Source organism: Lysobacter sp. yr284, from assembly GCF_900107375.1.
Taxonomy (GTDB): Bacteria; Pseudomonadota; Gammaproteobacteria; order Xanthomonadales; family Xanthomonadaceae; genus Lysobacter.
Window position 1 is genome coordinate 166,474 of sequence record NZ_FNPT01000003.1, and the last position, 12,815, is coordinate 179,288.

Sequence of the window (12,815 nt, forward strand, 5' to 3'; positions counted from 1 at the left end):
AACACGACAAGGCCGCGAGGCTCGCGGCGACCGCGCAATTGTGCGCCGCAGCGAGAGCCGGGACGATTGGACGTTTTGTCCTATGGCAGTGCAGCAATCCGGATGGGAAGCTTACGCCGTCCCGATCTTCGGGGCGCAGGCCCGTGCGCGGTTTCCGCCGCCTCCGGCCGCCGCGGCAGCGGCGCGAAAACCGGGGAAACCCCGTGTTTTCGGGCCTTGCGGCCCGTTCGTCGGGAGCATGGCGCCCGTTCGCGAACGGCGCGGCGGCGCGGCCAGGAGTAAGGTGTCGGCGTGGCCGGATGAACCGATCCGCCCAAGTCGGCACGTTCGGCACGGCCCGCAGCGCCCCGCGGCATTGCGCACTTTCTTTCCCGCACCACGCACCGAGCTGCAGCAGACGATGCAAACGCCAAATCACGCAAACCCCGATTCCATGACCGTCTCGGTGCACGGCACCGACTCGCACGCCGAAGTCGCGCCGGGCGACATCGCGGTCGGCGTGGTCATCGGCCGCGCTTCGGAATATTTCGACTTCTTCGTCTACGGCATCGCCTCGGCGCTGGTGTTCCCATCGGTGTTCTTCCCGCACCTGGGCAAGCTCGAAGGCACGCTGTGGTCGTTCGCGATCTTCGCCCTGGCGTTCGTCTCGCGCCCGTTCGGCACCGTGTTGTTCATGTGGATCCAGCGCCGCTGGGACCGCAGCACCAAGCTCACCATCGCCTTGTTCCTGCTCGGCACCTGCACCGCCGGCATCGCCTTCCTGCCGGGCTTCGCCAAGATCGGCGCGCTGTCGCTGGTGTTGCTGTCGGTGTTCCGCCTCGGCCAGGGCGTGGCCCTGGGCGGCAGCTGGGACGGCCTGCCGTCGCTGCTGGCGCTCAACGCGCCGAAGGAACGCCGCGGCTGGTACGCCATGCTCGGCCAGCTCGGCGCGCCGGTCGGCTTCATGATCGCCGCGGCGCTGTTCGCCTACCTCAGCACCGCGCTGTCGCGTCAGGACTTCCTCGACTGGGGCTGGCGCTATCCGTTCTTCGCCGCGTTCGCGCTCAACGTGGTCGCGCTGTTCGCGCGCCTGCGCCTGGTGGTGACCCACGAGTACGAGCGCGAGCTCGGCGAGCAGCAGCTCGAACCCACGCCGGTGATGGAGCTGTTCCGGGCCAAGGGCCGCCACGTCGTCATCGGCGCGTTCGCCGCGTTGGCCAGCTACGCGCTGTTCCACATCGTCACGATCTTCCCGTTGTCGTGGATCGTGCTGTATTCCGACCAGTCGGTGCCGCAGTTCCTGGTGGTGCAGATCATCGGCGCCGGCCTCGCCGCCGTCGCGGTGGTGGCTTCGGGCTGGGTCGCCGACAAGTTCGGCCGTCCGCGTACCCTGGCCGCGCTGGCGGCGGCGATCGCGATGTTCAGCGGCTTCGCCCCGACCCTGCTGGGTTCGGGCCGGATCGGCCAGGACGTCTTCATCCTGGTCGGCTTCATCCTGCTGGGCCTGTCCTACGGCCAGGCCGCCGGTTCGGTCACCGCCAACTTCGGCGCCAAGTACCGCTACACCGGCGCGGCGCTGACCTCCGACCTGGCCTGGCTGATCGGCGCCGCGTTCGCGCCGCTGGTGGCGCTGGGCCTGTGCGCGCACTTCGGCCTGGGCTTCGTCGGCGTGTACCTGCTGTCGGGCGCGGTCTGCACGATGGCGGCGCTGGGCGTGAACCGGATGCTCAAGCTACGCAGCTGACGAACGCGGCGGCCGGCGCACACGAGCGAGGAGCGGCCGCAAGCCGCTCCTCGCTTTTTTTGCGGCGCGGATGCGGGCCGGCAGCGGCCCGCTCCGGCTGCCGTGGGTTATTTCCTGACCGCGAACACGCAGCGCCCCAGGTCTTCCAGGTACGCCTCCACGCCCTGGTCGTGCACCGGCGTCACCGTCATGTGCAGCGCGGCCGGATTCGACAGCCGGCTGATGTGCCAGCCGCGCTGCTGCATCGCGTCGCCGACGGCGTGGATGTCGAACTCGTCGGAGCCGAACGCGATCACGCTCAGGTCCGGCTTGCCCAGCACGTGCAGGCCGCCGATGCGCTCGATCCCTTCGATGTAGCGGTCGCGCAGGTGCATCACCCGCTGCGCCAGCGCGCGGTAGCCGGTTTCGCCCAGGTAGTGCATGACCGCCCAGGCCGCGGCGACCGCGCCGCCGGCGAGGGTGCCCGACAGGGTCTGGCTGCGCCAGGTGCCCTTGGGCCATTGGTTGTATTCGAAGGTCTGGTGGGCGTGGTCGTCGGGATCGGCATGCAGCAGCACCGACACGCCGTTGGCGGCGTAGCCGAAGGTGTGCAGGTCGGCCGAGAGCGAACGCACCCCGGGCAGGGCCAGGTCGAAGCGCGGTACGCCGGCGACGAAGCGCGCCACGTGCGGGGCGAGGAAGCCGCCGATGCAGGCGTCCACGTGCAGCCACACGTCGCGTTCGCGGGCGATCCGGCCGATCGCCTCGACCGGGTCGATCGCGCCGAACGGCTGCGACGGCGCCGAGGCGACGATCATCATCGTCTCCGGCTCGATGCACTGGCCCAAGGTTTCGACGCTGGCGCGGTAGTCGCCGCCGATGGCGACCCGGATCAGGTCCAGGCCCATGATCTCGGCGGCCTGCTCATACACCGGATGGGCGCTGGCCGGCAGCAGCAGGTGCGGCCGGCGCACGTGCGGGCGGCGCGCGCGGAACGCGCGGTAGGCGCTGCACACCGCCAGCATCGCGCTCTCGGCGCTGCCGCAGGTGACCGTGCCGGCGGCCTCGCGCCCGCCGCCGAGCAGCGACAGCGAGATCTGCACCAGGTCCTCCTGCATGCGCTGCAGGCTCGGGAACAGGTGCGGCGCGCGCGCGTTCTCGCTGATGAACATCGCATAGGCGCGGCGGGCGACGTCGAGCACGTCCTCGCCGGCGTAGTAGACGTCGAGCGAGGCGCGGCCCTGGCGCCAGTCGGTGTCGGCGCTGCGCAAGGCCGACAGGGCTTGCTGCAGTTCGCTCCAGGGTTGGCCGCGGGCGGGCAGGGTCTTGCGTCCTTGGACGGTGAAGGAAGGCATCATCGGCGCGGTTCTCAGGTCGGTGGGGGGTGGGAACGGCGGTGGGGGACAACGGGGGAGAGCGGCAAAGCGCGGGCGCCGCGCCGGCGGTGCCGGCGCGGGTGTGCGCGGTATCGAGGCGCGGATGGGATCGGCTTCGCGTTATCGCGGCGCGCGCGCCGCTGCGGCCAGAGCGCGCGGCGCGGCGTGACCGGTTGCGCTTAGCGAATGCCTCGGGGTTCGCACCCGGCGGGCGACGCGGTGCCGTATCGGTGCGCGGCGCGTTGCGGCGGCCGCGGCGATCGCCGTGCAGGCAAGGGCGAGGGACGCGCCGGTCGGCGCGAGGCGGTCGGATTCTTCAAAAGACTGGCTCCGTGTCGCGAAGAAATAATTCGTGTGGCGGGCGGTGTCGTGCCGGACGTGTCGCGCAGCTGCGTGCCGCGTGCGGGCGTGCCCTGCGCGATCCGGCGGCCGGCGCCGGACGAGGTCGTTGTTGTTCTGGTCCGGGCGCGGCGCCGGTGCGACGCAATACGGGAATCGAAACTGCCAAGACAGTGTTACGTCGCAGTGTCGGCGCGGTCAACGCCGGCGCCCGCCGCGCTGCCCAAGTAGCGATGGTTATCGCATTGCGCGGCGCGGACGATCACACAATTGCGTGGGCGCCGCGATGCGTGCAGCGTTCATGATCGCGACCGCGTCGCGCGAGGTCGCGCAAAACCCCGCGAAAATAGCGGTATACGAAACATCCTGGAGCGAGGGGAAAACGCGCGTCGCGCTGGCGCGGCGCCGGGTTGGGCAGCGCGCGTTGCAGCGTCGAATGGACCGATCGCGCAAACCCGGCGCGCCGGCGGCATGCGACGACGCGCACGCGACGCCGCCGCGAACGACGTACGCGAGCGCACGTCGCCCGCGCGATCGCTGCGGCGACGCCGGCGGTCCGGGCGGCCGCACCCGGCTCAAGCGGCGGCGAGGGTCTTGGCGAACACGCTGTGGCCGTCGATGTCGCGCAGGTCCACGCGCAACGCGCGGCTGTCCGGATCGATGTTGACCTCGCCGAAGAACTGGAAGCCGGCCAGCGGCGAAGCGTTCGGCGCCGGCGGCGCCTTCTGGAACACCACCTGCGGGCCGAAGCTGGCGTCGAGCGCGTTGGGCCCGAACGCGCCGGCGTTGAGCGGGCCGGCGACGAATTCCCAGAACGGCGAGAAGTCCTGGAACGCGGCGCGGCCCGGGTCGTAGTAATGCGCGGCGCAGTAGTGCACGTCGGCGGTGAGCCAGACCACGTTGTCGACGGCGCGGATCGCGTGCAGCAGTTCGGCGAACTCCAGCTCGCGCCCGCGCGGCAGGCCCGGATCGCCGTTGGCCACCGCCTCCCAGCGCGGCCGGCCCTGCGCGTCGTTGCCGTCGGGCACCTGCAGGCCCAGCGGCATGTCGGCGGCGACGATCTTCCACAGCGCGCGCGAACCGCGCAGGTTCGCCGCCAGTTCGCGCAGCTGGCGGCGGCCGAGGAAGGCGCTGTCCGCGTCCGCCGTCGACTGCAGGTTGGCGCCGTTGCCGCCGCGGTAGCTGCGCATGTCGAGCACGAACACGTCCAGCAACGGGCCGTAACGCACGACCCGGTCGATGCGCGTGCGCCGGCCGTCGCCGTCGCGGCCGCGCGCGCGGCGTTGCGGCGAGTACTCCAGGAAGGCCTGGCGCGCGCGCCGCACCAGCACGTCGATGTCCTTGACCGTATAGCGCGGGTCGGCCGACAGGTCCTTGCTGGGCGACCAGTTGTTGACCACTTCGTGGTCGTCCCATTGCCAGATTTGCGGCACCTGCGCGGCGAAGCGGCGCAGGTTGTCGTCGAGCAGGTTGTAGCGGTAGCGGCCGCGGTACTCGTCCAGGGTCTCGGCGACCTTGTGCACGCCCTCGGCGACCAGGTTGCGCCAGGCCCGGCCGTCCTCGGCGGTGGCGTGTTCGGCGATCGGGCCGTCGGCGTAGATGGCATCGCCCGAATGCAGGAAGAAGTCCGGATCGCGTCGGCGCATCGCTTCGAAGATGCGCATGCCGCCGATGTCGGGATTGATGCCCCAGCCCTGGCCGGCGACGTCGCCGCCCCAGACCAAGCGGACCGGGCGGGTGCGCGCGAGCGCGCCCGACGGCGCCGGGCGCAGGCGGCCTTCGCTCCAGGCGCTGCGCACGCCGCTGTGGGCGTCTTCGAAAGCCACGCGCACGCGCCGCGCGGCGCTGCCGGACAGCGGCACGTCCAGGCGCGCGGTGAAGTCGCTGGCGGCGGTGACCAGCGGGCCGCGCAGGCGCAGGGCGCGGCGGAAGCCGTCTTCGTCGCCGATCTCGACCCACAGCCGCGCGGCGCGGTCGGCGCGCGCCCACACCGTGGCGCCGCCGTCGCCGACGTCGCCGAACTGCAGGCCGCTGGGCAGCGTCGGCCGCGCCGATTCGGCCGGGACCAGCGCCGGCGCGGCGAGCGCGGGCAGGGCGCCGCCGAGTGCGCCCAGGCCCAGGGCGCTGCCCGATTGCAGCAGGAAGCGGCGGCGGGAGGCGTCGTAATCGTGCATGGCGGCGGCGCTGCAGCGGGGATGCCCGAGGGTAACCGGCGCGGATGGCAGCCGTGTGGCTGCCGCCGCGTTCGTAGGAGAGACTTCAGTCTCGACGCTGTTGTCCCGGATCGCCGCGAACTTGAACAAGAGCGTCGGGACTGACGTCCCTCCCGCAAAGTCGGCCTCAGCGTCCGCGCAGGGGCGCGACCTCTATCGCATCGCGCGCATCGATGGGAATCGACCATCGCTCGTGCAGGTTGTTGCTCGCCACGATCCGGCCGGGCGCGAATTCGACGGTCTCGAAAGGATTGCTGAAATCCAGGAACAGCAGCCACTTGAGCGCGCGGCTGCGCAAGTCGCACAGCGCGACGAAGCCGTCCGCGCCCATCGCGCCTTCGCCGGCGATGGCGATCAGCCCGGCATCGGCATCGACCGCGGTGGCGACGGCGGTGGTCGCGGTCCACGGGGTGGCCTCGTCCAGCCATGTCGCGGCGTCGTGGCGGATCGGCAACGACTGCGGCAAGGCGCGGATCGCGACCGCGTCCACCGCGAAGACGGTGCCGTCGGCGAACAGGAAGCCGTTGGCGACCGGAACCTCGTCGTCGTCGCGGTAGTGCGCAAGCTGCTTCATGCCTCGCTCCGTGGCGGCAGGCCCGCATTTATGCGGGCGCCTGCCGCGGATGATAAGCGCGCGGCGAGCCGATGGCGCGGGCGTGCGCAGCGCCCCGGCCCGCCGCCGCTTCAGAACCCCAGTTGCCACTCCAGCCGGACGCCCAGTGTGCTCTTGCGCCAGCGCTGTTGCCGCAGCCGTTGCCCGTCGTCGAGATATTCGAAGGTATCGCCGCCGTCCTGGCGCAGCAGGTTGGTCAGGGTCAGGCGCAGCTGCGCATCGTCGCTGCGTTTCCACAGCGCGTAGGCGTCGAGTTCGCGCTTGGGCGTCTGCGTTTCGATCTCGCGCGCCGCGGTGCGCACCGGGCCGCCGCTGCGGTGGGTGTAGGAGGCGCCGAGGGTCCAGTGCGGCGCGGGGCGGTAGTCCAGGCTGAGGCCGCCGGTGTAGCGCGGCTGGCGGTCGATGCGGTTGTCGGGGCCGGGGATGGCGTCCACGCGCGACCAGTGGCGGTTGAACTGCAGGCCGATGTCCAGGTCGGGCGCGTGCGCGCGCAGCTTGGCCAGCGACAGCTTGCCGTCGAGCTCCAGGCCGTGCGACGAGGCGTCGCCGGTATTGAACGGCGACGCCACCCAGCGTCCGTCGGTCAGCCGGGTGCTCTCGCCGATGAAATCCTCGATCCGGCGCACATAGCCGCCGACGCTGAGCGTGGCCGCTTCGCCCCAGTCGCGTTCGTAGGCCAGGTCCAGTCCGGTCGCCAGTTCCGGTCGCAGCGCGGGGTTGCCCTGCCGGTCGGGATCGAGCGCGCGGTTGTTGGTCGAGGTGTATGGCCGCGGCGTCAGCTCGCGCAGTTCCGGCGCGCGGTAGCTGCGGCTCAGGCCCAGGCGCAGGCGCCGGTCCGCGGCCAGTTTCCACAGCGATTGCAGCACCGGGGTCAACAGTTGCGCGTCGTTGCGCAGCGCGGCGAAATCGCTGCCGGCGCTGCGGATGGCGATGCGCTCCCAGCGCGCGCCCAGGTACAGCGACCAGCGCGGCGTCGGCGACCACTCGTCCTGCAGATAGGCCGCGCTGCGGCGGATGCGCGCGTCGAAGGACTGGTCGGTCAGCGCGCCGGGGAAGCCGGGGAAGTCGGCGAAGCGCTGCACCCGGTGCTCGCTGCGGCGGTCCTGGCCCAGGTCCCAGCCGGCTTGCAGCGTATGCGCGCCGCGCACGGCGAAGGAGTACTTGCCGCTGAGCGCGTAGTTGCGCACGTCCAGGCGGCTGTCGGTGGCTTCCTCCAGGTTGCGCACGCCGTCTGCGCCGTCGGCGTCCTCGCGATAGCGGGTGCGTTCGCGGTTGCCGTCGAGGTTGAGCTTGGTTTCCAGGCGCGCGCCGCTGGCGAAGCCGTGGGTCCAGGCCAGTTCGTTGCGCAGTTGCAGCAGGCGCAGGTCGGTGCGCTGGCGGTAGTCGGTGTGATCCAGCTCGGGTCCCAGCGAGGTCGCCCAATGGATGTCGCCGCGCTTGCGCTGGCGGCGGGCCTCCACGCCGCTGCGCCAGGCGATGCGGTCGCCGTTGGCGAGGGTGCGTTCGGCCGCCGGGGCCAGCGATAGTTGCTCGCGCACGCTGCGCGCGCGCAGGCCGGTGCGGCGCGCCAATGTTTGCGCGCCGGCGTCGTCGAAGGCCTGCTCGATGCCGCGTTCGTCGACCTGGTGATCGTTGCGCAGCACGCTGGCGTCGAGGCTGCTGCTGGAGCGGTCGCCGCGGCGGGTGCGGCTCCAGGCCGCGCTGGGCTTGAAGCCGTTGCCGCTGTGCTTGAGCGCGAAGCTGAGCCGGTCGCGGTCGCGGCGCGCCTGCTTGGCCAGGACGATGTTGATCGTGCCGGCGATGGCTTCGCCGCGCAGGTCGGCGGTGGTGGTGCGCAGCAGTTCGATGCGCTCGACCTGATCCGGCCGCAGCGTGGCCGGGTCGAAGCCCGGCGGCGCGGCGCGGCCGTCGATCAATACCTGGGTGTAGCCCTTGCCGAGCCCGCGCAGGGCGATCGCGCCGCCGCCGGCGCCGTCGGACAGCGACACGCCGGGCAGGCGCTTGAGCGCGTCGGCCAGGGTGTCGTCGCCGAAGCGGGTCAACTCGTCGCTGGAGACGACGATGCGCGAGGCGGTGTCGTCGCGGCGCGGGTCGTAGTCGCGCGCCTGTACGGTGACGGTGTCCAGCCGGGTGGGCGCGTCGGCGGCGGCGTCCTGGGACGGCGGTTGCGCGGCCGCGGCGGCGGCCGAGGCGAGGGCGAGCGCGCTGCACAGGGCGGTGCGGCGCAGGGCGGCGGTGGGGCGGGGTACGGGCATCGGTGGGCGATCCGGTGGGCTGCGCGGGGCCGGCGGCGGGCAAGCCGCCGCCCTCCCGCGACGGCGGGCGAACGAAAGACGGATTGAGGTAGGAGCGGTGCGCTCAGCGCAGCAGCGGTTCGGGATCCACGCGCTGGCCGTCGTGCAGGACTTCCATGTGCAGGTGCGGCCCGGTGGCCTGGCCGCTGGCGCCGGAGCTACCGATCGGCGCGCCGGCGGCGATGCGCTGGCCTTCGTGCACGTCGAAGTCCTGCAGATGCGCGTACAGCGTCTGCCAACCGTCGCCGTGGTCGAGCACCACCACCTTGCCGTAGCGCTCGCCTTCGGGATAACGGTCGGTGGCGGCGACCACGAGCGCGGCGGCCGGCGCGTACACGCGGGTGCCGCGGCGCGCGGCGAAGTCGATGCCACGGTGCGGGCGGATGCGGATGCCGCCGCTGACGCCGTAGCGGCTGGTGATGCGGGTATCGGCGAGTGGGACGGCGAGGGCGATGGGCGCGGGTGCCGCGTTCGCCGCGGCCTGCGGCGACGCAAGGCGGCGCACGTCGGCGGCGGGCTTGGTCGAAGCCGTGCCGGTGTCCTCGTGGTTCGTGGGAGCGGCGACGGGCGCGGCGATCCGCGCCGGATCGCCGCCGCCGGCGGCCTGCGCCGCGGCCAACGCGGCGCTGCCGCCCAGCGCCAACGCCAGCAGCGCCAGGCGCGCGCCGCGGCGCAGGCGCGGCCGGTCGTCGCCGTGCAGCATGTGCTGCATGCGCAATTGGTGCTGGCCCGGGTCGCGGCGACGGGCGAACGCGCTGGCGCCGGCCGGCGCGGCGCGGCCGGCGGCCAGGCGCAGGGTGGCGAGATAGGCCTGCGCGCAGGGCCTGCGGCGGCCGGGATCGGCGCCGATCGCCGCGGCATCGCAGCGCAGTTCCGCGGCCAGTTGCACGCGTGCGGCCAGCATGCGCAGGAACGGGTTGAACCACAGCGCCGCCTGCGCGAGCCGCATCAGCGCGTCGCGTTCCGGGTCCAGGCGGCGCAGGTGCGCGGCTTCGTGGCGCAGCACCAGCGCGAGCTGCGCGTCGTCCAGGTGCGCGGCCAGCGCCTCGGGCACGACCACGCGGCGGCGCGGCCAGCCCACGGCGAAGGCGGTGGCGGCCTCGCGGCTCAACACCACCTGCACGCCGCGCGCGCGCAGCGCCTGCAGTTCGCGCCGGCTGTGCGCGCCGGGCAGGCGCTCGCCGGCGTCGCGCGCGGCGCGCAACAGCCCGCGCAGCGCGACGCCGCCGCGCAGCCAGCGCGCCAGGCTGCAGGCGACGCCGGCGAGGTAGAGCGCGAGCAAAGCGCCAGCCAGGTCCACGACCGGTTGCGTCGCGACGGCCTCGGCCGCGTGCGCCGGCGCGGCGTCGGCGGCGAACGCGTCCAGCCGCGGCAACGGCAGGCCGGACGGCAACGGCCACGCCGGTGCGGCGGCGCCGCTGGCGTGCCAGACCGATGCGGCGACGCTCGGCGCGAGCGCCAGCAGCCACAGCGCCAGCCAGTAGCCGAACGCGGCGTGGGAAATGCGCAGGCGCCGGTGCGCGGCGCCGCCCACGAACCACGCCAGCGCGCCGGCGAGCACCTGCGCGCCGGCCTGCGCCAGCCAGAACGCGACGTCCGCCGCGCTCATCGCGGCCGCTCCGGGTCGGCGTCGCGCAGCATCGCTTCGAGTTGTTCGAGTTCGCCCTGGTCGAGCAGGCGGCTGTCGGCGAAGGCCTGCACCGGCAGCGGCCCGTCGATCTCCAGCACCCGCCGGGCGAAGTCGGCGCTGAGCGCGGCCAGGGTCGGCAGCTTGGCGACCGCGGCGCGGAACACCATCAGGCCGTGGTGGTCGGCGCTGGCGACCAGGCCCTTCTCGAGCATGCGTTCGAGCGTCTTGCGGGTCGAGGAGTACGACCACTGCAGTTGCTCGCCGACCGCGTTGTGCAGTTCGCGCGCGCTCAGCGGCTGTTGCCGCCACAGGCATTTGAGCAGTTCCAGTTCGGCGTTGGACGGACGTGGCGGCATGGCGGCAGATGGGTGTGGAGGTTGTGTCGCCAACATACGACACTTGTCGCATGCACTCAAGCGGCGCGGCGATGCCGCCAACGGCGGCATGCGGCCGGGACCTGCGGTGCGTTCGGTTCTCGATCCCGGCGCGGTGGCGCAAGACGCGGCGGTCCGTGCGGCGTGCGGGAGGTCAGCTCGTTCGGCACGACGGCGCCCAAGCGCGGCTGGTGCCTGCGTCGCAGGCCGGCGCGGCCGGCGAAGGGGCGCGGCAGCTCGGGGCTACTCGACCGCTTGCTCGGCCTGCACCGAAAACAAACGCCAACGGCCTTCGCGCTGCTGGTACGACAAGCCGATGTTGCGCTGCTCGCAGCCGCGGCCGGGGCCGTCGCTCGCGGGCAGGCAGAAATAGACTTCGAAGTCGGCGCCGTCGCTCCAGCCGTCGGTGAACTCGATGCGCTGCAGCCGGGCCTTGCCCGGAACCGTGCCGGTTGCCTGCAAGGTGGCGAAGTCTTCGCGCACCTGGCGCTCGGACACGCTGGGCTTGCACGCGGCGAGCGCGGCGATGCAGGCCAGCGCGGCGGCGAGCGGGCGGGCGAGGCCGGGTGGGACGCGGAGGTGGCGACGGTCCATGTCGGGCGCACAGCGGAAGCGGCCTCCCTGGCCGCGGGAAGGCGATCATTCGCGATGCGCGCGGGGAACGCAAGCGCGCCGCAGGGCCGGATCGCACGACGGCGTTCGCGCTTTCGCCGGCGTTGCGGCGAAGCGCCGCGAGGGCGGCCGCGGGTGGCCGGAGTCGCGGCCGGATTCCGTCGCGGCGGCGCCGATCGCTGGGCAACGAACGCTGCGCGCGCGGCGCTTCGGGCCGAGGCCGGGCGGTGCGCCCGGCGACGTTGTCGGGTTGCGCAGCGGCGGGCGCCGAGCGCTGCGCAACGAGCGTTGCGCGCGGCGTCCGGACCGCCCGCGCGCAGCGCGAATGCGGACCGCCGCGCGCGCGGATGACAATCGGCAGGGGACGCCGACGGCCGCGCTGGCGGAAGCTGCCTCGCCGATCCGCGCCCGGCCTGGACCCTACGCATGTTGCCTCGCCCGTTCGCTTCCGCCCTGATCTGGGCCGCGTTGGTCCTCGCCGCCGCGCCCGCGCGCGCCGCACCGGTGGACACGCTCGACCTGGCGGTACCGCAGGTCCCGGCCGCGGTCGTGGTGGAAGGGCGCCAGCGCCTGCTGTACGAACTGCACCTGACCAATTTCGGCGCCGCGCCGCTGCGGCTGCAGGCGGTGAGCGTGCTCGACGCGGGCAGCGGCGCGGTGCTGGCGGGCTGGCGCGGCGAGGCGCTGGCCGCGCGCGGCCGCATCGTCGGCGCGCGCGACGCGGCGCTGGGCGATGCGCTGCAGCCCGGCCAGCGCGCCGTCGTGTTCCTGGAACTGGACCTGCCGGCGCCGATGCCGAAGGCGCTGCGCCATCGGGTCGAGTTTTCCAGCGCCGCCGCCGCGCCAGGCCCGGCCGATACCGGCCGTGCAGAAGGCGCGCAGGTGGAAGGCGGCCAAGTGGAAGGCGGGCAGGTGGCGCCGCGGCCGGCGGCCGCGCTGCCGTTGGCGGCGCCGCTGCGCGGCGGGCCGTGGGCGGCGGTGTACGCGCCGCACTGGCCGCGCGGGCACCGGCGGGTGTTCTACGCCCTCGACGGCCGCGCGCGCCTGCCCGGCCGCTACGCCATCGACTTCGTCCGCGTCGACGCGCAAGGCCGCACCGCGCGCGGCGACGCCGACCTCGCCGCCAACGCGCTGGGCTACGGCGAGCCGGTGCTGGCGGTGGCCGATGCGGTGGTCGCCGCGGCGCGCGACGGCATCGGCGAGAGCGCGCGCGTGTCCGCGCATCCGCGCCACGATTTCGACCGGGCGCCCGGCAACTACGTGGCGCTGGCGCTCGCCGACGGCCGCTATGCGGTGTACGAACACCTGCGGCCCGGCAGCCTGAGCGTGCGTGCCGGCGAACGCGTGCGCCGCGGCCAGGTCATCGGCGAACTCGGCTTCACCGGCGACTCGACCGGGCCGCACCTGCATTTCCACGTCGCCGACGCGCCCGCGCCATTGGCCGGCGAAGGCGTGGGCTATGCCTTCGAGGCGTTCGGCCTGCTCGGGCATTACCCCGGCGCGGCGGGGCTCGGCGAGCGTCCGTGGCAGGCGCGCGCCGACGACGTCGCGGCGCAGCGCCGCAACGAGTTGCCCGAGTCCAACGCGGTGATCGAGTTCGCGCGCTGAGCGCAGTTGGCGATGTCGTGGTTGCGGGCGGGCCGCGACGGATGCGCAGCGCGG

General features: G+C 73.4%; 9 protein-coding genes. 2 read left to right on the forward strand and 7 right to left on the reverse strand.

Annotated elements, in window-relative coordinates:
* Nucleotides 1-433: 433 nt before the first annotated feature.
* The gene (locus BLV01_RS07640) at nucleotides 434-1,723 is read left to right on the forward strand and encodes an MFS transporter (protein WP_254782549.1); all 1,290 of its coding nucleotides are present in this window, start codon (nucleotides 434-436) and stop codon (nucleotides 1,721-1,723) included.
* A 107-nt stretch (nucleotides 1,724-1,830) separates the two neighbouring features.
* Here BLV01_RS07640 and BLV01_RS07645 read toward each other — a convergent pair whose 3' ends face one another.
* From BLV01_RS07645 to BLV01_RS07675, 7 genes are all read right to left on the reverse strand, one after another.
* Nucleotides 1,831-3,060: a pyridoxal phosphate-dependent decarboxylase family protein gene (locus tag BLV01_RS07645; protein ID WP_091796215.1), complete on the reverse strand. Its 1,230-nt coding sequence runs from the start codon at nucleotides 3,058-3,060 to the stop codon at nucleotides 1,831-1,833.
* Nucleotides 3,061-3,992: 932 nt separating this feature from the next.
* A complete protein-coding gene (locus BLV01_RS07650) occupies nucleotides 3,993-5,591 on the reverse strand; it encodes an alkaline phosphatase D family protein (RefSeq protein ID WP_091796217.1) in 1,599 nt (532 codons plus the stop codon).
* A 166-nt stretch (nucleotides 5,592-5,757) separates the two neighbouring features.
* The gene (locus BLV01_RS07655) at nucleotides 5,758-6,204 is read right to left on the reverse strand and encodes a hypothetical protein (protein ID WP_091796219.1); all 447 of its coding nucleotides are present in this window, start codon (nucleotides 6,202-6,204) and stop codon (nucleotides 5,758-5,760) included.
* Between the two features lie 110 nt (nucleotides 6,205-6,314).
* Nucleotides 6,315-8,498: a TonB-dependent receptor plug domain-containing protein gene (locus tag BLV01_RS07660; protein ID WP_091796221.1), complete on the reverse strand. Its 2,184-nt coding sequence runs from the start codon at nucleotides 8,496-8,498 to the stop codon at nucleotides 6,315-6,317.
* 103 nt (nucleotides 8,499-8,601) lie between these two features.
* Nucleotides 8,602-10,146 carry a M23/M56 family metallopeptidase gene (locus tag BLV01_RS07665; RefSeq protein ID WP_091796223.1) on the reverse strand — a complete coding sequence of 515 codons (1,545 nt, stop codon included), beginning with the start codon at nucleotides 10,144-10,146 and terminating at the stop codon, nucleotides 8,602-8,604.
* Entirely contained in the window at nucleotides 10,143-10,523 is a 381-nt protein-coding gene (locus BLV01_RS07670) for a BlaI/MecI/CopY family transcriptional regulator (RefSeq protein ID WP_091796225.1), read from the reverse strand. Before BLV01_RS07670 ends, BLV01_RS07665 begins: the two co-directional genes overlap by 4 nt.
* A gap of 261 nt (nucleotides 10,524-10,784) precedes the next feature.
* Nucleotides 10,785-11,135: a hypothetical protein gene (locus BLV01_RS07675; RefSeq protein ID WP_091796227.1), complete on the reverse strand. Its 351-nt coding sequence runs from the start codon at nucleotides 11,133-11,135 to the stop codon at nucleotides 10,785-10,787.
* 444 nt (nucleotides 11,136-11,579) lie between these two features.
* On the opposite strand from BLV01_RS07675, the gene BLV01_RS07680 reads away from it, so the two are divergent.
* A complete protein-coding gene (locus BLV01_RS07680; RefSeq protein ID WP_091796229.1) occupies nucleotides 11,580-12,761 on the forward strand; it encodes a M23 family metallopeptidase in 1,182 nt (393 codons plus the stop codon).
* Nucleotides 12,762-12,815 lie beyond the last annotated feature (54 nt).

What these genes read in the sequence shown, in the direction of transcription:
- BLV01_RS07640 (WP_254782549.1), top strand. Translation starts at nt 434, where the DNA reads ATGACCGTCTCGGTGCACGGCACCGACTCGCACGCCGAAGTCGCGCCG.
- BLV01_RS07645 (WP_091796215.1), bottom strand. Translation starts at nt 3,060, where the DNA reads ATGATGCCTTCCTTCACCGTCCAAGGACGCAAGACCCTGCCCGCCCGC.
- BLV01_RS07650 (WP_091796217.1), bottom strand. Translation starts at nt 5,591, where the DNA reads ATGCACGATTACGACGCCTCCCGCCGCCGCTTCCTGCTGCAATCGGGC.
- BLV01_RS07655 (WP_091796219.1), bottom strand. Translation starts at nt 6,204, where the DNA reads ATGAAGCAGCTTGCGCACTACCGCGACGACGACGAGGTTCCGGTCGCC.
- BLV01_RS07660 (WP_091796221.1), bottom strand. Translation starts at nt 8,498, where the DNA reads ATGCCCGTACCCCGCCCCACCGCCGCCCTGCGCCGCACCGCCCTGTGC.
- BLV01_RS07665 (WP_091796223.1), bottom strand. Translation starts at nt 10,146, where the DNA reads ATGAGCGCGGCGGACGTCGCGTTCTGGCTGGCGCAGGCCGGCGCGCAG.
- BLV01_RS07670 (WP_091796225.1), bottom strand. Translation starts at nt 10,523, where the DNA reads ATGCCGCCACGTCCGTCCAACGCCGAACTGGAACTGCTCAAATGCCTG.
- BLV01_RS07675 (WP_091796227.1), bottom strand. Translation starts at nt 11,135, where the DNA reads ATGGACCGTCGCCACCTCCGCGTCCCACCCGGCCTCGCCCGCCCGCTC.
- BLV01_RS07680 (WP_091796229.1), top strand. Translation starts at nt 11,580, where the DNA reads ATGTTGCCTCGCCCGTTCGCTTCCGCCCTGATCTGGGCCGCGTTGGTC.